The sequence below is a fragment of the Aeromonas sp. FDAARGOS 1403 genome, from assembly GCF_019047325.1.
Lineage (GTDB): Bacteria > Pseudomonadota > Gammaproteobacteria > Enterobacterales > Aeromonadaceae > Aeromonas > Aeromonas dhakensis.
Window position 1 is genome coordinate 344,661 of the sequence record NZ_CP077249.1, and the last position, 19,726, is coordinate 364,386.

The window sequence follows — 19,726 nt, forward strand, 5'->3', positions numbered from 1 at the left end:
GTTTGAATAGAGCCGTATCCTAATCGAAAGCGGCGCCCGTTGCCTTGCCGGGCGCCGTAACTGTGATCACTTCGACTGTTCAATCCACTGCTTGTTCTTCTGCTCCAGCACCGAGATGGGCAGCATGCCGTACTCCAGCACATGGTGGTGGAACGCCTTGAGGTCAAAGCCTGCACCCAGCGCCTGCTCGGCCGACTCCCGCATCCTGATCAGCGCCAGCTGGCCCGCCTTGTAGGAGGTCGCCTGGCCGGTGTAGGCCATGTAGCGCGGCACCTCGGAGCTGATGTCACCCGCCCCCAGCGCCGAGTTCTCCTTCATGTAGCTGGCGGCCTGGTCGTGGTTCCAGCCATACCAGTGGATGCCGGTATCCACCACCAGCCGCATGGCCCTCAGCATCTCCTCGTTGAGGCGACCGAAGTACTGCAGCTGGTTGTTGAAGGCGGACGAGCCCTCGACCTTCACGTCTCCCACCGCCGGATCGTAGAGACCGCGCCCCTGATAGAGCCCCATGTCGTGATCCGCCAGGTATTCGGTGTAGAGTGCCCAGCCCTCCGCATAGGCGGTGTAGGAGGCGTTCGCCACGTACTGCGGGAAGTCGGGATCCTTGGCGGCCAGCTCCTGGGCGATGGTGATCTGGAAGTGGTGACCCGGCGCCGCCTCGTGGGCCAGCAGGGTGCTGATGTTCCAGCTCTGCAGACCATAGGGGTAGTAGGTGTTGAGGAAGAAGCGCCCCTTGCGGCCCGTCTGCGGGTTGCCGTCCTGATACCAGGCCACCCCGCCGTATGGCGCGTCCTTGTAGGAGACGGGCACCACCTCGTAATCCAGCTTGGGAATGGTGCGCTCGGCATCGAAGAAGTCCGGCAGCACCAGCGCGGCCTTGCTCTTGAAGGCGTTGTACTCCTGTAGCGCCCGCTCGTGCTCGGCCAGCGCCTGCTGCTGCGGCCCGCTCAGGGTCGCACCGGCGGCGTTGCCGGGGTTGAGGCCGGCCGACCAGACCGCCAGCGGGTTCTGATAGAAGAAGGCCGGTTCGTTCAGATAGCGGAAGAAGGCGTAGATCTGGCCGCTCTGCTTGCTCTGGGCCACGTCGTCGCTGTCGCACTTGCCGACGGTATGGCACACCTTGACCATGCCGCCGAAGATCCGCGCCACCTCGCTCAGCCCCAGCTCATGCACCTGCTCCGGCGTCATGTCGGTGGTGGTGTGCTTCTTCAGCAGCCAGCGATACCAGTCGCGTCCGTTGGTCATGCCGCAGAAGCCGTCGTCGCACTCGCCGCTGCCAAGACGCACCGCATAGGCGCCGCCGTGCTGGTAATCCAGGTAGTCGCGCAGCGCCAGATAGTGGCCGTTGATGCTGTCCAGCACCCCCTTGTACTCGCTGCGCAGCGCCTCGTCCGCCTCTCCCGGCAGCTGCTGCCAGCCGAGGTAGGAACCGGCGATCACCTCCCCATCCAGCTTGCTGTCGAGCTGGGCCAGCAGCCGGTCCACCAGCTCGTCCGGCAGGGTGTTGCCCTGGGCGCTGCCCAGTTCGAACTGGTGCTTCACCTCGGCAAGGTAGCCGTCATAGGCCTTAAGCCAGCTGAGGTGCTCCTGATACCAGGCCAGTGGTGCGGTTGCGGCCCTCGCCTTGCTGGCCACAACCGGTGCCGCTGCCGGGCGATCGATGTCGCGCCGCCAGGTGGCATCCCCCGGCGCGACCCGATCGGCCGAACTCTGCTCGAAGTAGTCGAAGCCGGGCTCGACGGTGCGGGCAGCTTTGCCGCTGGCCGGGGCGGCCCCCACCTCATCGACCAGATCCACCACCCGGTTGCTGAAGTGGTGGATCGGGATCTGGGACTGGGGCAGATCGTAACCGGTCAGGTTGATCTGCAGATCCCAGCGGATCATGTCGTAGAACAACCTATCACGTTCGCTCAGCACGCTCGCGTCCAGGGCATCCAGCCGCTTGAGCAGGGCGCTGTCGAGGGCCTTGCGCTTGGCGATGCTGGCGGCATCGATGGCAAAACCGTAGGGGTCGAGCGCCTGGCTCTCGCGCAGGGCCTCGTCCATGGTCTGCATCAGGGAAGTCTTGGTGGCGGCGGGATCCGCCGGAGCGTTGGAGCTGTTGTCATTGCAGGCAGCGAGCGAGAGTGCGATGGCACAAGCCAGCGCCAGTTTGTTGGGCAAGAAGTGCATGGTGTAGTCCTTTAACCGTTGTTATTGTTTGCCCCCGAAAAGGGGTTCCAATAGTGCACCTCTCTTGCTCGCTTTTTTGCGACATGACTAACAAAAATAAGCTTACTTTTCATGATGATAAGACCAATGAAAAGCTATGCAGACGGACATTAAAAAACCCGCCTGAGCGGGTTTTTTAATCGTTTTTTCATGCTATAACTATTCAGGACGAGCCGTGATGCAGCTGGGACTGCTGATAGTTCTCCAGCCCGATGCGATCGATGAGATCGAGCTGGGTCTCCAGCCAGTCCACGTGCTCCTCTTCATCCTCCAGGATATCCTGAAACAGGTCGCGGCTGATGTAGTCCTGTACCGACTCGGCATAGGCGATGGCCACCTTCAGATCCGGGATGGCATCCATCTCCAGCGACAGGTCGCAGCGCAGCATCTCCTCCACCGTCTCGCCGATGCGCAACTTGCCCAGATCCTGCAAGTTGGGCAGCCCTTCCAGAAACAGCACCCGCTTGACCAGCTCGTCGGCGTGTTTCATCTCATCGATGGATTCGTGATACTCCTTGTGCCCGAGCGCCTTGAGGCCCCAGTCATCATAGATGCGGGCATGCAGAAAATATTGGTTGATGGCTATCAGCTCATTGGCCAGCACCTTGTTGAGGTGGGCGATGATCTTGGGATCTCCTTTCATCGACAGTGCTCCTTGGTTCGTGCCTGAGGCTTAGATCCTTAGAGCTTAGTCCAGAAAGATGACAACAAGAGGTCCGGCGAACTTGCTCGCCAGCGGGAAGGAATTTAAAAAACAGGTCGGTTTTTACCGACATTGCGACCTTGTTCAGGCCACCTCGTAGTAGAGCGGCACCTGTTCCAGCTCGGCCTTGTCGAGTTCGGCGGCGATGATCTCCATGGTCATGCGCACGCATTTGCCGCACTGGGCGCCGACGTCGAGCGACTGCTTGAGCTGGCGAAACTCGGTCTTGCCTGCCTGTACCGCCTTGCGGATCTGGGAATCTGTGATGCCGCGGCACAAACAGACGTACATAGTGTTTACCTCATGCTGGATTGCCATGAAATCTAAATGAGAATAGTTCGTAGTGCAAATAACGATTGGTAATAAGATCCCCCGCTTGCCAGCCATCAACCCCTTGGTGACAATGCTCTGTCACTGAGGGAAACATCATGCTCAAGAAACTGTTCACTGCCCTGTTTGGCGGCCAGCCCGCTCCGGTCGCCGAAGTCACCCCCACCGAGTACGCCGGCTACCTCATCTATCCCGAGCCCATGGCCGAAGGGGGTCAGTATCGGCTGGCTGGCCGCATCACCAAGGAGCTGGACGGTGTGCTGCAGACCCACCGCTTCATCCGATCCGATCTGTTTGCCAACCCCGCCGATGCGGAGCGCTTCATGGTGCAGAAGGCGCGCACCTTTATCGACCAGATGGGGGATCGCATGTTCGAGCCCCGCAAACCGGCCGACAGCGCTGCTTCATGATGCCAGTTGCGCTCGACGAGCTGCGCCAGGCACTGGCCCGCGCCGGCGAACGGCGGCTGATCTGGCTGGAAGGTGATGAGGCCGATTGCATCGCCCGGGCCGAGACTCTGCTAAGCGGCATCAGCTACTGGCTGGGAGATGGCCCGGCCGAGCACCACCCGCAACCGGCGGCCAAGGCGCTGCAGCGACTCGGTCAGGAGTGCGACACGCTTGTATTCAATGCGTTCAGCGGTTTTCACCCCGATGCGTTCGGGGCGCTGGCGGGCACCTTGCGGGCGGGCGGCCTGCTGCTGCTGCTGACCCCGCCGCGAGCCCAATGGCCTGCCTGGCCGGATCCGGACCGGGTTCGGCTGGTGGCACAACCGGAAGATACAGCGCTGGCGGGCCACGGCTTTCTCGCCCGGCTGGTGCGACTGCTGGCGGGTGATCCCGCCCTCGATCTGGCGCCCCCAGCCACGCCGACCCCGTGGCAGCCGGTTGGACCAGTGCAGCCATTGAGCTGCGATCAGGCGCGCGCCCTGCCCGCCATCCACAAGGTGTTGCACGGTCACCGCCGCCGCCCGCTGGTGTTGAGTGCGGATCGAGGCCGCGGCAAGAGCAGCCTGCTGGGGCTGGCCGCCGCCGAGCTGCTGCGCCAACAACCCGATCTGCAGATCCTGGTGACGGCACCCTCCCAGGCCACGGTCGCCACCCTGTTTGCCCACGCGGCCCATGCCCTTGAAGACGCGCCGCAACTGCTGACTGGGCTCAGCTACTGCTCGCCGGATCGGCTGGTACACGAACCGCTGCAACCCGACCTGCTGCTGGTAGACGAAGCCGCCGCCATTCCTACCCCGCTGCTGGAGGCCATGCTGGCCCGGCACGGTCGCATCGTCTTCGCCACCACAGAGCACGGCTACGAGGGCACGGGTCGCGGTTTTCACCTGCGCTTCAAGCGGGTGCTGGATCGCGAGACACCCGGCTGGCAGGAGATCCACCTGGCCGAGCCGATCCGCTGGAGCAGCCGGGATCCGCTGGAGCCGCTGGTGTTCCGACTGCTCGGCCTCAACGCCGAGGTCGAGACACCGCCAGCCCCCACCCAGCCTGGCTGGCGCCGGCTCGAGCAGGATGCACTGGCTGCCGACGAAGGGCTGCTCCATCGGGTGTTCGGCCTGCTGGTGCTGGCCCACTACCAGACCACGCCGAGCGACCTGCGCTACCTGCTGGAGAGCCCCGCCCTCGACATCCACCTGCTGGAGCAGGGTCCGCATCTGCTCGGGGTGGCGTTGGTGGCCCGGGAAGGAGAGATAGATCCTGAGCTGGCCGAGGCGATCTGGGCCGGCCGCCGGCGTCCGCGCGGTCATCTGCTGCCCCAGTCGCTGCTGGCGCACGCCGGCTTCAAGACCGCAGGTGCGCGCAGCTACGCCCGGGTGATGCGCATCGCCATCCATCCGACTCTCCATCGCCACGGGCTGGGGTCGCTCCTGCTGGCCCACCTCGAACAGCATTATCAGGCGGCAGGGCTCGACTATCTGGGCTCGGCCTTCTCGGCCAGCGCCGACTTGTTGCCCTTCTGGCGCAAGGCCGGGCTCAGGGTGCTGCGCATCGGCCTGCAGCGGGATGCCGCCAGCGGCAGCCACGCCGCCCTGCTGCTCAAAGCGCTGCAACCGGCCCGCGCCGCCGAGCTGGCCGACTGGCACCAACGCTTCATATGTCAGCTGCCGACCCTGCTGGCGGGCGAGCTGAAAACCCTTGAACCCGAGCTGGTGTGGCAGTGTTTGCAGGATCCGGAGGCCAGCTCGAGCGGGCTCGATACCTTTGATCAGGATGAACTGGCCTGCTTTGCCCACCACCACAAGCCGTTCGAGCTGTGCCAGCCCAGCCTGCAACGCTGGCTGGCGGGCAACCTGACACAACTGGCACAGCTTGACCCCGCCGAGCGGCAACTGCTGATCACCACCATCTGGCAATATGCCGACTGGGGAACACTGGCGGCCAGGCTGCAACTGGCAGGCAAGCCGGCGGTCATCAAGGCACTGCGCGGCCTGCTGGCCCGGCTGTTGCCGCCCGCTACCACTCGATAGGCTCGCCTCGCCAGTCGAGGTAGCTCAGCTCGCCATCCGGCGTCAGCCGCGCCATCAGCGTCACCAGATCCGCGGCAGCCTGCTGCGGGCTGTGCAGGCTGCCTGCGGCCAGGTTGCCGTGAAACGGCCGCGAGAGTGGGGTGTCCACCGTGCCCGGATGAAACGCCAGCAGCTTGACGCCGGGCGCCCGTCTGGCGAGCTCGATGGCGGCGCACTTGAGCAGCATGTTGAGGGCTGCCTTGGCGGCGCGATAGCCATACCAGCCCCCGGTGCGGTTGTCGCCGATGCTGCCGACCCGGGCACTGAGCACCGCCAGGGTACAGGGGCTCGACCCCAGCAGGGGCAGCAGCCGGCTGATCCAGCGCAGCGGCAGCAGAGCGTTGGTCTGGTAGAGCTGGGTCATGGCCTCGAGGTTGAGCGCCTCGAGCCGCTTCTCCGGCCGGATACTTCCCTGCTGCAGCAGGCCGTTGCAGATCACCAGCCAGCGCGGCCTCGGCGCCAGCTCGCCGATGCGGGCCACCGCATCTGCCAGCTGTTCATCACTGTAATCGCAGCGCAGCCAGTGCAGCCTGGCGCTATTGAGCCCCGCCGGTTGCGGCTGGCGACTGATGGCGATGACGGGCGCGGCACCCGCCGCCAGCCAGTGCGCCACCAGGGCGCTCCCCAGCCCACCACCGGCACCGATCACCACGACACTCTCTTCCATGACTCCCCCCTTGCGGCGAGTGTGATGGCCTTCTCCATCGCCCCGCGCTTTTCCTGATAGGCTGATACGCGCCTTCCAGCCTGCGGGATCAAGCGGTTATGGAGGCGATCTTGTGTGGATCCCGTCGTCAGCGGCGGATCCATTCCTATACTGAGGGAAAACCGCAGCGGCTGCTGCCAGCGCAACCAGAAGCACGAGAGTGACCATGATGGCCAAAGACGGGGAAGAGCGTAAATCCATTCTGACCGAGAGCGGCACCAACGAGCTCGAGATCATCGAATTCCACCTCAAGAAGCAGCTGCCCGATGGCCGCGAGAAAATAGCCTACTACGGCATCAACGTCGCCAAGGTGCGCGAGGTGATCCGGGTGCCGGAGACCACCGACTACCCCAACGCCCAGCGTCACATGGTGGGGGTCTTCTCCCTGCGCGAGCGGCTGATCCCGCTGGTGGATCTGGCCGGCTGGCTTGGCATCAAAACCAACCCGGACAACAGCAACAAGGTGGTCATCGTCACCGATTTCAACAAGATGGCGAACGGCTTCCTCATCGACAGTGTCAGCAGGATCCACCGGGTCTCCTGGGAGGATGTGGAGTCCCCCAGCCAGTTCCTGGAGGCAGGTGAGAATGACTGCGTGGTGGCGGTGGTCAGGCGCGACGGCAACCTCATCATGATCCTCGACTTCGAGAAGATCATCGCCGACATCAACCCAGAGCTCAGCATGGAGAAGTACGATGTGACCCAGGATCGCAAGGTCATCATCGACGATCGCATGATGGCCATGCGCCAGGCCAAAACCATCCTGGTGGTGGACGACTCCGCCTTCATCCGCAAGATGATCGAGACCACCCTGCGCACCGCGGGCTACAACGTGGTGACCGCCAAGGACGGGGGCGACGGGCTGGAGATGCTGATGGAGTTCGATCGTCTGTCGCAGGAGGAGAAGATCCCGGTGGCCGAGTTCGTCAGCGGCATCATCACCGACGTGGAGATGCCCCGCATGGACGGCATGCACCTGCTCAAGCGACTGCGCGATACCCCCACCTTCAAGACCATTCCCATCGTCATGTTCTCGTCGCTGATGAGCGATGACAACCGCCAAAAGGCGCTGCAGCTGGGGGCCAACGACACCATCACCAAACCGGAGCTGGGCCGCATGGTCGGCATGATGGACAACTTCCTGCTCGGCATCCCCATCCCCAAACCTGGCAACCTGTGAGGCCGCCAGTCGGCCACGCAAGCAAAAGGGCGCCTCGGCGCCCTTTTGCTGCTTGATGGATCAGCCCAGCCAGAGGTAGAGCTGGTGAGCCGCCACCCCGGCACACAGGCCACCGACGGTGTGGGCCACGATGGCGCGGGAGGTGAGATGACGATAGCCGAGCGCATCCAGCATGGCGGTGTGGGTGCTCAAGAAGCCGCTCCAGCACATACCCATGGCGGTGAACACCGCCACCTCGTTGCCGGTGATCCAGCCCTTGCCGATGAAGGGAGGCACCAGCGACATGGCGGCCCCGACCGCCCCCAGCGAGGTGACCGGGAAGGCCACCAGCTCGGCGTGGGTGAAGCCGAACAGCAGCTCGAACAGCCAGCCCACCTTGGCCGCCAGCACCGGCAGCAGCGCCACCCCCTGGAAGGCTTCGCCGGTATACCCCTTCTCACTAGGGCCGAAGGTCAGCAGCATCACGAAGGTGCTGATGATGAGCACCCCAGGGATCACCGCCATCCCCAGTTCCACCCCGGATTTGCCGCCGTCCAGCAGGGCGTTGAGCACCCGCAGCCAGGTGGGTGCGGCCTCCCGGCGCAGGCCGGGCTTGGCCCCCACGCTCGCCACCTCGTCGGAAATCGGGGTCTCCCCCACCAGCGGGCGGATCATCCGCTGCATCAGACGGGTCGATACCACGGAACCGATGAGGGCGCCGAGCAGGCCGATCAGCGCGGCACTGGCGGTAGACTCGCCCCCCGGCAGCTGCAGGGTGGCCATGAAGGTCACCACGATCAGCCCCATGCCGAAGGCGGTACCGAAGTTGGTGAGCGAGACCAGCTGCCAGGGGGTGAAACCCTTGCGAAAGCGGCTGTCCCTGGCGAGGCTGATCACCGCCGGGTTGTCGGAGAAGAAGGTCATCAGGGCCGCCAGTGCGGTGCGGCCCGGCAGCCGGAACACCGGCTTCATCAGCGGTGCCAGCAGCACTTCCAGCAGGCGGATCACCCCGAACTCGCTGAGCAGCTGGCTGAGCGCCCCCGACAGCACGGTAATGCCCATGATGAAGAGCACGGTATTGAGCAACAGCTGGTGAGCGGTGTTGAACAGGGTGTTGACCAGAGCGGAGAGGCCCATCTGGCTGCCGAGGTAGCCAAACAGGCTGCCGAGGATGGCCAGCACCAATACCGGCTCCAGCCAGCGGCGAAGGGAGGCCGCCCCCTGGTGAGAATCTTTAACTGCTTGATTTTCCATACCAATCCTAAAATCTGTCGCTGTGTGGTGAGTATTGTTGTTATGGCACCCATAAAGCAGGAGCCCTTGTCTTGCGACAAGGGCTCCTTGCATTGATTCTTCTGCCAGGCTCGAGCTGTGCCATGCGGACTGACTGCCCACCACGCTGGCGACTGAACCGGGGAGGAGAAAACGGGTGGCCGGACGATCCTGTCCAGTCTGCCTGTCTCGCGTCAGCGCACCGGCACCACGGCCAGCCCGGCGACGAAACGGGGCGGCAGTATAGCAACTGGGGCCGGTCGGCGAAACAAGGGGACAACCGGAGCGGATTGCCGCCCACCGCCTGCGCGGGTAAGCTTCCCCATCGGCAATCGACTCCGTCATTCACCATCCGGCAGCACCATGAACGACCTCGTGACCTATATCAGGGCCATCCATCGCCAGGCAGGACCGGCGATACTCGTCCGCCAGCAGAGCGAACAACACAGCGAGCAGGACGAGAGCGGCACCCTGACCCACCACCGGCAGACCCATTACTGGTTCGCCAACGGCGTGGTCATCTGCCACCAGCTGGAGCTGGATGAAGATCCCTCCCCACAAGTCTGCCCGGAGTGCTGGATCAGCTACCGGGTGGTCGCCAGCCCCATTCCCATCACCCCTGTGCGCAAGCTGTTCCACAACCCCTGCCAGGAGGCCTTCTGGCTCAAGATGCAGGAGATCACGCCAGCCGGCTGACCTGCTCGACCAGTGACCGGTGCGCCGTCAATACTGCTTGGTCTTGGAGGCAAACCCCGCCAGGAACAGCCCGGTCAGGAACATGCCGCAGAAGGCCTCGATGGCCGACAGCAGCTGGAGCGGGGAGGAGGTCTGGGAGATGTCGCCATAGCCCAGGGTCACGAAAGTGACGATGCTGAAATAGAGCGAGCGCCCAAGATGGTCATGGGTGACCGATCCCGGCGCCAGATAATAGGTCAGGGTCGCCAGCAGGATCACCCCCATCGACAGCAGCAGGCTGCGGATCGGCCGCTCGCCGAAGCCCCAGGTGATGAAGCTGATGAACTTGGCGGCGCATTTCAGGTAGCACAGCAGGGTGAGCCAGCCTTTCTTGAGCCAGCCACTGCGCAGCCAGCACTCCTTGAACAGCTCCCTGGGGCTCGCCAGCGACTTCATCTCGTGCAGCTTCTCCTTGTAGTAGCACTCGCCGGCATCGACGGTGTCGCCCACGCTGGAGAAGAGCCGCTTGGCGTTGCGATAGAGCTTGCTGGCCTCACTGTGATCGACCCGGCCATTCTCGTTGTAGGCCACCTGCACCTTGTCCAGGTTGGTGTGCTCCATGGTGGCGTCGAAGTTCTTGGCCCGCACGTTGAAGTTTTTCAGCACCGCCCGGGAGGAGTGAAAGCGGATCTCCTCGCACTCTATGGTGAAGTCCTGAAACACCCCGTCCTCCAGCGCCAGCTCCCGCTTCTTGGCCCAGGCCCTGTGGTCCCACAGCAGGGAGTCGAACAGATCGAGCCCGATCACCCCGCCGTTGACCCTCACCCCCTTGGCCGAGCAGTGCCACAGATAGACCTTGGAGTTGTTGACGGCGCCATCCAGCGAGAGCTCGTCCAGGCAGGTGAAGTCGAGCAGCCGGCCGGAGATGATGGGGCTTTTGAGCTCGACACCGCCGATGTTGAGCAGGCGGTGCCTGCCCAGCACCTGGGCCTCCCCCTTGTTGTTCTCGGAGACCGAGAGCAGGCTCTGTACCCGCTTCACCTCGTCCTTGCCGTGTTTGCCGGCCAGCCACATGCAATAGGGTTCAAAGCGCGTCTCGGCGCGGATCAGCCCGCTCTTGCGCAGGGACTCCAGCGCGCTCGAGGCTGTCTCATAGAGTCTGATCTTGTCGTCGCTCATGTAGAGGCACAGGCTCAGCACGCAGCGGGAGCTGATGAAGCGGGCGATGCCGATCTGGAAGATCACCTGCTTGTCGATCTTCTGCTCCGTCATCCAGTCGTCGAAATGGGGCAGCGACGCCACCAGCAGATCCCAGATCAGGGGGTAGTCGTTGGCCCGGCGCCACTCGTTGAACTGTTCGGGGGAAAGCTGCCAAAGCTCTGTTGCATTCATGCATGACCTCACTCAAGAAAGCGGTCCCGTTCTCCTGCGCCCACCGATGCGACAGAGGCCGCCAGGGCAAGATGGGCAGAATAGGGACTCATCACGCCATCATACTAGGCGGGCGGGGGAAGTCACTGGCGGGAGCGGTACGGCAGGGGCACTGCGACAACTTGCCGCCAAGCTGGCGAGATCTTGCTCAATGGGGCACCGGAGGCCGGAAAACGGGCAAAGAAAAAGCCCAGCATTGCTGCTGGGCTTTTGAATTGGCTCCTCCTGCTGGGCTCGAACCAGCGACCTGCGGATTAACAGTCCGTCGCTCTACCGACTGAGCTAAGGAGGAATTATAAGTGGTGCCCAGAGACGGAATCGAACCGCCGACACGGGGATTTTCAATCCCCTGCTCTACCGACTGAGCTATCTGGGCAAATGGTGCCGGCTACCGGAATCGAACTGGTGACCTACTGATTACAAGTCAGTTGCTCTACCTACTGAGCTAAGCCGGCACACTTTAAACCATTGTGCATGAACAAGTTTTTCTTTCACGACACCAAAATTTGGTGCCCAGAGACGGAATCGAACCGCCGACACGGGGATTTTCAATCCCCTGCTCTACCGACTGAGCTATCTGGGCGTGGGCGCTATTAAACGGATTTTAAGGCAGGTGGTCAACGGGAAATTTCACTTTTTGTCTCGTTCGTCTCTTTTTTGCTCAGGATCATCCATTTCCAGCACTTCTTCCTGCTCGGCGCGGTTCTGGCGGCCCCAGACTCTGGGCTCCTCCCCTTTCAGCAGGCGGGCGATGTTCTCGTGATGGCGGATCAGAATGAGGCAGGAGAGCAGCGACACCGGCAGCGTGTATTCCGGCTTGAGCAGGTAGGTAAAGAGCGGGGTCAGCAACACGGTAATGATGGAGGCCAGCGACGAATAGCCGCTCACCAGCAGCACCAGCAGCCAGGTGCCGATCACCGCGCCCCCCATGGTGAAGCCGATGGGCATCATGGTGCCGAGCGCCGTGGCTACCCCCTTGCCGCCACGAAAGTGGAAGAAGATGGGGTACATGTGGCCGAGACAGGCGGCCACCCCGATAAAGCCGAGGTAGACGGGTTTGATCTGCAGATACCAGGCGAGGTAGACGGGAGCCGTGCCCTTGAGCACATCGAGCAGCAGCACCACCACGGCCGCCAGCCGACCGCCGAGGCGCAGCACATTGGTGGCCCCCGGGTTGTGGGAGCCGTGATCACGGGGATCCGGCAGACCCGTGATGCGGGAAACCAGCACAGCACTGGACAGCGAGCCGCCCAGGTAGGCCAGAATAATCATCAAAATCGTCAGGGCCGTCATCTTGGTCGTTTTTACCACGATATGAATGGGGTATGATGCGGGCCACATTCTCTGGCGCCTGCGTGGGGTTGCCCACCGCGTGTCGCCCAAACCGGCCGCCGGCACTCATCCGCTGGCCAGGCCTGCATCCCTGCGCTGTCATCACAGCCCATCAAGAGTAAAGAAGAAGTACTGTCATGGACAAGGTGTTTATTCGCGGACTCGAGGTTTTGACCACTATCGGTGTATACGAGTGGGAGAAAGGCATTCGCCAGAAGCTCTGTTTCGACCTCGAGATGGGGTTCGACAACCGCCCCGCCGCCGCAACCGACGATATCAATCTGGCACTGGATTACGCCACCCTCTCTCGCAAGATCTGTGATCACGTCGCCAGCAAGGTGGTGGAGCTGGTCGAAACCATGGCCGAACAGGTCGCCATGCTGGTGCTGGCCGACGAACGGGTGCAGTGGGTCAAGGTCACCCTGACCAAGCCGGGTGCCGTCCCCAATGCCGCCGGTGTCGGCGTCGAGATCCTGCGTCACCGCACCCCGGCCGCGAGCGCCAACTGATGACCCGCATCTATATCAGCCTGGGCTCGAACCAGATAACAGGGAGCGCTGCATGACCTGTATCTACATCAGCCTGGGATCCAACATCGAGCGGGAACGCCATATCCGCGCCGGCCTCGATGCGCTGCAGGCCGAGTTTGGCAAGCTGCAGGTCTCCCGGGTGTTCGAGAGCGAGGCGGTAGGCTTCAACGGCCGCCCCTTCTACAACCTGGTGGTGGGAGCCGACACCGAGCTGCCGCTGGCGACCCTGTGCCAGCGACTGCGCGCCATGGAGTTCGCCCACGGCCGCGAGCCGGACGCCAAGAAGTTCGCCCCGCGCACCCTGGATCTCGATCTGCTGCTCTACGGCGAGCTGGTCTGCGAGACGCCGCTGGTGCTGCCGCGCGGCGAGATCCTCACCAACGCCTTCGTGCTCTGGCCACTGGCAGAGCTGGCGCCCAAGTTCTGCCACCCCGTCGATGGCCGCACCATCGGCGAGCTGTGGGCGTGCTACGACAAGGCCTCCCAACGGCTCTGCCCCATCCCCTTTCACTGGGAAGCGGGCGCATTGCAGCACCACTGAACGACAAGGGCACCCACGGGTGCCCTTGTCGTTGATGGACAGAGCTGATAACGGATAAGAAACCGTGATTGGGCCTGCGCCGCGGCAAGTGGCAGGATGGCCGCCATCACAGGAGAACCCCATGCCACTCGATACCATTCACGACTTCAACTGCCGGCTGCTGGCCGAACTGACCCATCAGCGTTTCGAGCACGAGCCCATCCTCGACTACGCCACCGATGAAAAGGTGAGAGCCCGCCTCGGCTGGCAGGCCGAGTTCAGCAAGACCCTGTTTCTCAAGTTCAAGGATGGCCGCTTTGCGCTGCTGCTGACCCACAGGGACGGCCGGCTCGACAACAAGGCGGTCAAGGCGGCGCTCGGCGCCAAGCCCTCCATCTGCACCGCCGACGAGATGCAGGCCGAAATCGGCTGCCTGCCGGGCGCGGTCTGCCCCTTCCTGCCCCGCGCCGACATCCCGCTGCTGGTGGATCCCGTGCTCATGACCCACCACGCCTTTACCTGGACGCCGGGCCACCCCGAGCAGACCTTCCTGCTGGAAACCGCCCACCTGGCAGGGCTGCTGACCCAGCTACCCTGCCAGGTGAGCTACCTGCCGGCCCCCTGAGCCCGCGGCTCAGCGCTTGTCCCCCGCCAGCTGGGCGAAGATCAGCGCCGCCAGCATCGACATCAGGCCGATGCAGAGGTAGGTGAGGTGAAAGCCTCCCAGCCACTGGCCATCCGCCGCCGCCGAGCCGGCAGAGAAGAGCCCCAGCAGACTGGCGGCGATGGCCACCCCCAGGCTCATGGAGAGCTGCATCACCACCGACAGCAGGCCGTTGCCGCTGCTGGCGAACTCCGGGCTGAGATCCTGCAGGGTCAGGGTGTTCATGGCGGAGAACTGCAGCGAGTTGATGGCGCCGAACACCATCAGCCAGCCCAGTAGCACCCCGTAGGGGAGCTGGTTGTCGATGAGGGAGAAGCTGGCGATCATCACCCCGAGCGCCAGGGTGTTGCCGATCAGGATGCGGCGATAGCCGATGCGCGGAATGAGCTTGTTCACCAGCGTCTTGGTCAGCATGGCCCCCAGCACGGTGGGGATCATGGTCATCCCCGCCTTGCTCGGCGAGAAGCCGAGCCCCAGTTGCAGAAACAGCGGGGTGAGAAACGGCATGGCGCCGCTGCCGAGGCGGGCAAACAGGTTGCCCCAGATGCCGATGGCGAAGGTACTGGTCTTGAACAGCCCCAACCCGAACAGCGGCTCCTCGGCATTGGCGGCATAGAGCCAGTAGCTCGCCATGGCGGCCAGCCCGAACAGCAGGGCAAACAGCGCCCAGCCGGTGGAGATGCTGTGCTCCCCCAGCCCCTGCAGGCCCACCGACACCAGCACCATGCCGGCGCTGAACATCACGAATCCCTGCCAGTCGAACTTGGCCGTGCTCTGGCGCAAGTCCGGCATGAAGTACCAGCTGGCGATGAAGCCGAGCAACCCCACCGGCAAGTTGATGAGAAACACCCAGTGCCAGCTCGCCACTTCCACCAGCCAGCCCCCCAGTGCCGGGCCGATCAGCGGCCCCACCAGGCCAGGGATGGTGACGAACGACATCACCCGCAGCAGCTCGTGCTTGCTGTAGACCCGCAGTACCGCCAGCCTGCCGACCGGCATCAGCAGGGCGCCACCGATCCCCTGCAGCACCCGGGCGGCCACCAGCACCGGCAGGGAGTTGGCGGCGGCGCAAGCCAGAGAGCCCAGGGTAAACAACAGGATGGCGGCCAGATAGATGCGGCGGGTACCGAATCGGTCCGCCAGCCAGCCGGAAGCGGGAATGAGCAGCGCCACCGTCAGCATGTAGGCGATGATCACCGACTGCATCTGCAGCGGGCTCTCACCCAGGGTCTCGGCCATGCTGGGCAGGGCGGTGTTGAGGATGGTGCCATCCAGCGTCTGCATGAAGAAACCGACCGCCGTGAGCGGCGGCAGCCATTTGCGCTGGGCAGGGGTCACCATGTGTGTGCTATCGGGCATCTGCAGCCACCTCCTCTTCAGACAAAAAAAGACCCGCACAAGCGCGGGTCATCTCATTACATCAGGCATCAGGCTGGCCGAGCATGGCTCTGAGCTGCTCTTCCAGGCTGGGCTCGGGCGCCTTGAGGGTATCCAGGAACAACCGCTCTATGCCCGCCTTGTCCTGACTCTTCACGATGAACACCAGTCGGGACTGGGCCTTGCCCTCCGGCCACTCTCCCAGCGCCTGCAGCGGATAGAGCTGGCCGTGGACGCCGTGGATCACCACCGGCTGGCTCTCGCCTTCCAGCTGCAAGATGCCCTTGAGCCGCAGCAGCGCATCGCCGTATTGCGCCTGCACCGCGTCGATGGCGGCCAGCAGGCGGGAGGGCTTGAGCGGCTCGCCGATGCGCAGGGAGAAACTCTCGATATTGCCGTGCTCGAAGTGGGTCGGCGCGGCCGTGCCCACCTTGGCGGCGAACGGCTTCATCTTCGGCTGCATCGGCGAGGCCAGCCCCTGTTTCGGGGATTCGGTGCGCAGCCAGGCCAGCAGCTGGCGCACGTCGCGCCCGGCCGCCTCGTTGTAGGCCCCCAGCTTCTCCAGCACGGCGGGCGAGAGCACCCCGTTGCTGACCCGCTCGACGGGGGCCGCCGGGTTAAGGGTCGCCAGCTGGGCCTCCACCCGTGCCAGCGTCTCCTCATCCACCAGATCGCCCTTGCTCACCACCAGCAGATCCGCCAGCGCCACCTGTTTCACCGCTTCATACTGAGCCGCCAGCTGCTGCTCGATATGGCCGGCATCCACTACTGTGACGGTGCCGTCGAAGCGGTAACGCTGGGCGATAAAGCCCTCTTCGCGCAGGGTGAACAGCACGGGGGCCGGATCAGCCAGACCTGTGGTCTCGATAATGAGTCGCTTGAACGGTTTGATCTTGCGCTGAATGGCCTTCATAAACAGCCCCTGCAGCGCCTCCACCAGGGAGCCCTGCACCGAGCAGCAAATGCAGCCGGAATCGAGCAGCACCACCTGCTCGTCCACCTGCTGCACCAGGTGGTGATCCAGCCCCACCGAGCCGAACTCGTTGATCAGCACCGCGCATTCGCCAAGCTCGGGCTGCTTGACCCAGTGGTTGAGCAAGGTGGTCTTGCCGCTGCCGAGAAAGCCGGTCAGCAGGGTCACGGGGATGCGGGTATCTTGCATATCGGTCATGTCAAATCCTTACCGGTTGGCAAACAGGTCGGCGAGCCAGCGGTTTTCGAAGCGGCCGTGGGGGTCGAGCTCGCCCTTGAGGGCCAGGAAGTCGTGCCAGCGCGGCAGCAGGGCCGGGAAGTCGTAGAGATCCATCGCCAGGTGCTTGCCAAAGTGCGGGATGCCGCCAAGCGGCACCAGCAGTTGCTGCAGCTCGCGCATCTGCTCCATGGAGCCGTTGACGAAGGTGCCGTCCGCCGCCAGATAGACCAGGAACCCGATCCAGCACACCGACTGATCATAGGCGGCGCTGAGCCAGGCCTTGGAGGGGCCGGTGCAGCGCAGGATAAAGGGGTAATGCAGCACGCCCGGGTTGGCCTGCTGCCACGCCTGCAGGGTCTCCAGCGCCTCGTTCATTCGATGCAGCGGCACCGCCACTTCGCAATTGATCTGGGGCGCCGGGATCCCCTTGCAGAGGATCTGGTAGACGTTGCCCACCAGATCGGAGGCATCCTTGAAGCGGCGCACCGTCTCGAAGTGCTCTCCGGCCAGCGCCTCATCCTTGGTGTCCTTGGCCATCTTCTGCAGAGTCGCATCTATGGTGGCATTCATGCGGGCGTCGATGTCGCCCTCCAGCAGCAGCGGCTCGCTGCCACCGGCGCGGTAGCGGGCCACCTCCTCATCGGAGGCGGGATCCACCAGCCAGATGTGGCTCTCGCCGGTCCAGGCGAACCACCAGCTTTTCACGAAGGCGTGCTCGCGGTTGAGCCGCTCGTTGTGTTCCAGCAGGAAGGGGTAGTCGGTGGTGAACTTGGTGCAGCGCATGATGCGGTTGGGCACGGTCTGCAGGGTGACGTCGAGCAGGATGCCGAGCATGCCCATCCCCATCACGAAGGCACCGAAGCGGGGGTCGGTGCGATCCACCCGGATGATGTCGCCACTGGCCAGCATCACGGTCAGGGCCGCCACCGCATCACAGAGGGCGGACTGGTGCAGCCCCTGGCCGTGGGTGCCGGTGCTGAGCGCACCGCCCAGGGTCTGGATGCCGATGACGCCGGGGGAAGCCGGCAGCATACGCTCCATGGCGATGAGATCGGCGTAGACGGTGTCGAGCGGGGTGCCCGCCTGATAGGTGACGGTGTCGGCGGTCTGCCCTAGCTGACCGCGCAGGTGGTGCAAGTCCACCAGCAGCGCCTGGCTGCCCTCGGCATAGACGCTGTGGATGGGTTCGAAGGAGAGGCCGGAGCCGATGAGGCGCAGCTTGCGCTCGGGGTTTTCCCGCAGCAGTTGCTGCAGTTCGTCGCGATTCTTCGGACGCCACACCTGCTCCAGTGCGCCGAGGGGATTGGTCCTGGACCAGTTGAACAGCACCTCCCGCTGACCTATCGCCTTGATGCTGTGAAATGCCTGGAACCTGACCGTCATACCGCCCCTCATCTTTATTGACGTCAAAATGAGCGCCAATTCTACCGAAAAGCGAACCACAAGGCATGAAAAACAAGCCCCTACAGTCGGGGGTGGATAGGGGAGAGCGCCTCTCCCCTCGCCTCAGCGCGTCTGCTGGGTCAGTGCCAACAGCATGCCGAATCCCACCAGCAGAGCGCCAAACACCCGATCAATCCAGTGGCGCACCGCCAGCAGCCGACCCCGTACCGAGTCGGTGGAGAAGAAGATCGCCACCGCGCTGAACCAGACGGCGTGGGCCAGCACGATGAAGGCGCCATAACCGAGCTGGACCGCCAGCGGCGTCTGCGGCTGCACCACCTGCATGAACAGGCTGACGATGAAGATGGTGGTCTTGGGGTTGAGCACATTGGTCAGAAAACCGGTGCGCAGCGCCCCCAGGCTGGAGAGGGCGGGCTGCTCGGCCAGCACCTCGGCGCTCGCCGGTTTGGCCCGCAGCATCTTGATGCCGAGGAAGATGAGGTAGGCGGCCCCCGCCAGCTTGATGAGATTGAACAGCCAGAGCGACTGCTGGATCAACAGTCCCACCCCGAGCAGGGTGTAGGTGACGTGCACGCATACTCCGGCACCTATGCCGAGCGCCGTCAGCACCCCGCTGCGGCGCGAGAGCAGCAGGCTGTTGCGCGACACCATGGCGAAGTCGGGCCCAGGGCTGATGACGGCAAAGAAGGTAATGGCCACTACGGCTAACAGTTCGGTCATGAAAATAGTCCTGACAAGGTGGAATATCGGCTATTTTATTTGGCCATGATGCCAATAACGAACGATAACTTCTGACATGAACGGTGAGAATAATTCACAGAAAAACCTGTCGCTGCCCGCCCTGACCGCACTGCGCTGTTTCGAGGTGGCGGCCCGCACCGAACACTTCAGCCGCGCTGCCGACGAGCTGCACCTCACCCACGGCGCCGTCAGCCGGGCGGTGCGCCTGCTGGAGGAGGATCTGGGGGTCATGCTGTTCGAGCGGCGCCAGCGCCGGGTCTTTCTGACCGAGGCGGGCGAACGGCTCTATCAGGCGGTCAGGGAGGGGCTGGGCGGCATCCGCCAGACGGCGCAGGCACTGCGCCAACAGGGGCGGCCATCCTCGCTGGTCATCTCCTGCGAGCCGACCCTGCTGATGCGCTGGCTGATCCCGCGCTGGCCCGCCTTCCAGGCCCTGCACCCCGAGCTGGACGTACACCTGATGGCCGGTGGCGGCGCCCTCAACTTCGGCAGCGGCATCGATCTCGCCATCCGGCGCAACGACTTCCAGTGGCCCGCCGAGCTCTACAGCCAGCCGCTGTTCGAGGAGCTGACCGGGCCGGTCTGCCAGCCGGGCAAGGTGGCGCAGTTCTTCGAAACGGGGGCAAACGGCCCGGCCCTGCGCCCTGGCGCCCCCCGCCTGCACACCAAGACCCGGCCGGGGGCCTGGCAGGAGTGGCTGCAACACGCCGGCCAGTCCGCCGGCGAGGAGGCACCGGGGCAGACCTTCGAGCACTTCTACTTCAGCCTGCAGGCGGCGGTTGCCGGGCTGGGAGTCGCCATCGGCCCCTACCGGCAGGTGTGCGACGACATAGAAGCCGGCCTGCTGGTGGCGCCGCTCGGCTTCATTGCGGATGGCACCGGCTATCACCTGCTCGCCCCCGCGCCTCCCGCTCCCGGCAGTGCCCACGCCAGGCTCGCGGAGTGGCTGCACGCCCTCACCTGACGA

At 64.0% G+C, this 19,726-nt stretch carries 19 protein-coding genes and 4 tRNA genes; 8 read left to right on the forward strand and 15 right to left on the reverse strand.

Annotation, left to right across the window (positions count from 1 at the left end):
• Positions 1 to 66: 66 nt before the first annotated feature.
• The 3 genes from I6L33_RS01745 to I6L33_RS01755 all read right to left on the reverse strand — a co-directional run bounded on the left by I6L33_RS01745 (position 67) and on the right by I6L33_RS01755 (position 3,205).
• The gene (locus I6L33_RS01745) at positions 67 to 2,172 is read right to left on the reverse strand and encodes a DUF885 family protein (RefSeq protein ID WP_216973456.1); all 2,106 of its coding nucleotides are present in this window, start codon (positions 2,170 to 2,172) and stop codon (positions 67 to 69) included.
• A 202-nt stretch (positions 2,173 to 2,374) separates the two neighbouring features.
• Complete coding sequence (gene bfr, locus I6L33_RS01750; protein ID WP_005314068.1) at positions 2,375 to 2,854, reverse strand: bacterioferritin; 480 nt, start codon at positions 2,852 to 2,854, stop codon at positions 2,375 to 2,377.
• Positions 2,855 to 2,998: 144 nt separating this feature from the next.
• Positions 2,999 to 3,205, reverse strand: coding sequence for a bacterioferritin-associated ferredoxin (locus I6L33_RS01755; RefSeq protein WP_017779074.1), 207 nt, complete (start codon positions 3,203 to 3,205; stop codon positions 2,999 to 3,001).
• 137 nt (positions 3,206 to 3,342) lie between these two features.
• Between I6L33_RS01755 and I6L33_RS01760 the strand changes: the two genes are divergently transcribed.
• The gene (locus I6L33_RS01760; protein ID WP_216973457.1) at positions 3,343 to 3,654 is read left to right on the forward strand and encodes an HlyU family transcriptional regulator; all 312 of its coding nucleotides are present in this window, start codon (positions 3,343 to 3,345) and stop codon (positions 3,652 to 3,654) included.
• Positions 3,651 to 5,717 (forward strand): tRNA(Met) cytidine acetyltransferase TmcA, encoded by a 2,067-nt coding sequence (locus I6L33_RS01765; RefSeq protein ID WP_216973458.1) that lies wholly within the window; start codon positions 3,651 to 3,653, stop codon positions 5,715 to 5,717. The genes I6L33_RS01760 and I6L33_RS01765 overlap by 4 nt, the downstream gene beginning before the upstream one ends.
• Here I6L33_RS01765 and I6L33_RS01770 read toward each other — a convergent pair.
• Positions 5,704 to 6,423, reverse strand: coding sequence for an SDR family NAD(P)-dependent oxidoreductase (locus I6L33_RS01770; RefSeq protein ID WP_216973459.1), 720 nt, complete (start codon positions 6,421 to 6,423; stop codon positions 5,704 to 5,706). The genes I6L33_RS01765 and I6L33_RS01770 overlap by 14 nt on opposite strands.
• Before the next feature lie 205 nt (positions 6,424 to 6,628).
• Here I6L33_RS01770 and I6L33_RS01775 point away from each other — a divergent pair, with 205 nt between their 5' ends.
• The gene (locus I6L33_RS01775) at positions 6,629 to 7,642 is read left to right on the forward strand and encodes a chemotaxis protein CheV (RefSeq protein ID WP_216973460.1); all 1,014 of its coding nucleotides are present in this window, start codon (positions 6,629 to 6,631) and stop codon (positions 7,640 to 7,642) included.
• A 60-nt stretch (positions 7,643 to 7,702) separates the two neighbouring features.
• On the opposite strand, the gene I6L33_RS01780 is transcribed toward I6L33_RS01775, so the two are convergent.
• Complete coding sequence (locus tag I6L33_RS01780) at positions 7,703 to 8,875, reverse strand: nucleoside recognition domain-containing protein (RefSeq protein ID WP_216973461.1); 1,173 nt, start codon at positions 8,873 to 8,875, stop codon at positions 7,703 to 7,705.
• A 381-nt stretch (positions 8,876 to 9,256) separates the two neighbouring features.
• On the opposite strand from I6L33_RS01780, the gene I6L33_RS01785 reads away from it, so the two are divergent.
• A complete protein-coding gene (locus tag I6L33_RS01785) occupies positions 9,257 to 9,589 on the forward strand; it encodes a hypothetical protein (protein ID WP_029306089.1) in 333 nt (110 codons plus the stop codon).
• Between the two features lie 27 nt (positions 9,590 to 9,616).
• Here I6L33_RS01785 and I6L33_RS01790 read toward each other — a convergent pair whose 3' ends face one another.
• From I6L33_RS01790 to plsY, 6 genes are all read right to left on the reverse strand, one after another.
• On the reverse strand, positions 9,617 to 10,960 hold the full coding sequence (locus I6L33_RS01790; RefSeq protein WP_010635979.1) for a potassium channel family protein: 1,344 nt from the start codon (positions 10,958 to 10,960) through the stop codon (positions 9,617 to 9,619).
• A gap of 255 nt (positions 10,961 to 11,215) precedes the next feature.
• Positions 11,216 to 11,291, reverse strand: a tRNA-Asn gene (locus I6L33_RS01795).
• A gap of 8 nt (positions 11,292 to 11,299) precedes the next feature.
• A tRNA-Phe gene (locus I6L33_RS01800) sits at positions 11,300 to 11,375 on the reverse strand.
• Positions 11,376 to 11,378: 3 nt separating this feature from the next.
• Positions 11,379 to 11,454: transfer RNA gene (locus I6L33_RS01805), tRNA-Thr, on the reverse strand.
• 52 nt (positions 11,455 to 11,506) lie between these two features.
• Positions 11,507 to 11,582 (reverse strand) — tRNA-Phe (locus I6L33_RS01810).
• Positions 11,583 to 11,629: 47 nt separating this feature from the next.
• Positions 11,630 to 12,292 (reverse strand): glycerol-3-phosphate 1-O-acyltransferase PlsY, encoded by a 663-nt coding sequence (plsY, locus tag I6L33_RS01815; RefSeq protein ID WP_016352149.1) that lies wholly within the window; start codon positions 12,290 to 12,292, stop codon positions 11,630 to 11,632.
• A 176-nt stretch (positions 12,293 to 12,468) separates the two neighbouring features.
• Here plsY and folB point away from each other — a divergent pair, with 176 nt between their 5' ends.
• The 3 genes from folB (at position 12,469) to I6L33_RS01830 (ending at position 14,006) form a co-directional block, all read left to right on the forward strand.
• Complete coding sequence (gene folB, locus I6L33_RS01820) at positions 12,469 to 12,840, forward strand: dihydroneopterin aldolase (protein WP_010635977.1); 372 nt, start codon at positions 12,469 to 12,471, stop codon at positions 12,838 to 12,840.
• Between the two features lie 52 nt (positions 12,841 to 12,892).
• Complete coding sequence (folK, locus tag I6L33_RS01825) at positions 12,893 to 13,402, forward strand: 2-amino-4-hydroxy-6-hydroxymethyldihydropteridine diphosphokinase (protein ID WP_216973462.1); 510 nt, start codon at positions 12,893 to 12,895, stop codon at positions 13,400 to 13,402.
• A gap of 121 nt (positions 13,403 to 13,523) precedes the next feature.
• The gene (locus I6L33_RS01830; protein ID WP_216973463.1) at positions 13,524 to 14,006 is read left to right on the forward strand and encodes a YbaK/EbsC family protein; all 483 of its coding nucleotides are present in this window, start codon (positions 13,524 to 13,526) and stop codon (positions 14,004 to 14,006) included.
• 9 nt (positions 14,007 to 14,015) lie between these two features.
• Here I6L33_RS01830 and mdtD read toward each other — a convergent pair whose 3' ends face one another.
• The 4 genes from mdtD to I6L33_RS01850 form a co-directional block, all read right to left on the reverse strand.
• On the reverse strand, positions 14,016 to 15,404 hold the full coding sequence (gene mdtD / locus I6L33_RS01835) for a multidrug transporter subunit MdtD (protein ID WP_216973464.1): 1,389 nt from the start codon (positions 15,402 to 15,404) through the stop codon (positions 14,016 to 14,018).
• 61 nt (positions 15,405 to 15,465) lie between these two features.
• Entirely contained in the window at positions 15,466 to 16,593 is a 1,128-nt protein-coding gene (locus tag I6L33_RS01840) for a GTP-binding protein (RefSeq protein ID WP_010635974.1), read from the reverse strand.
• Between the two features lie 9 nt (positions 16,594 to 16,602).
• Positions 16,603 to 17,997, reverse strand: a complete 1,395-nt coding sequence (locus I6L33_RS01845) for a D-arabinono-1,4-lactone oxidase (protein WP_017782458.1) — start codon at positions 17,995 to 17,997, stop codon at positions 16,603 to 16,605.
• A gap of 123 nt (positions 17,998 to 18,120) precedes the next feature.
• Complete coding sequence (locus I6L33_RS01850; RefSeq protein ID WP_024943117.1) at positions 18,121 to 18,738, reverse strand: LysE family translocator; 618 nt, start codon at positions 18,736 to 18,738, stop codon at positions 18,121 to 18,123.
• A gap of 76 nt (positions 18,739 to 18,814) precedes the next feature.
• Here I6L33_RS01850 and I6L33_RS01855 point away from each other — a divergent pair, with 76 nt between their 5' ends.
• Positions 18,815 to 19,723 (forward strand): LysR family transcriptional regulator, encoded by a 909-nt coding sequence (locus tag I6L33_RS01855; RefSeq protein ID WP_216973465.1) that lies wholly within the window; start codon positions 18,815 to 18,817, stop codon positions 19,721 to 19,723.
• Positions 19,724 to 19,726 lie beyond the last annotated feature (3 nt).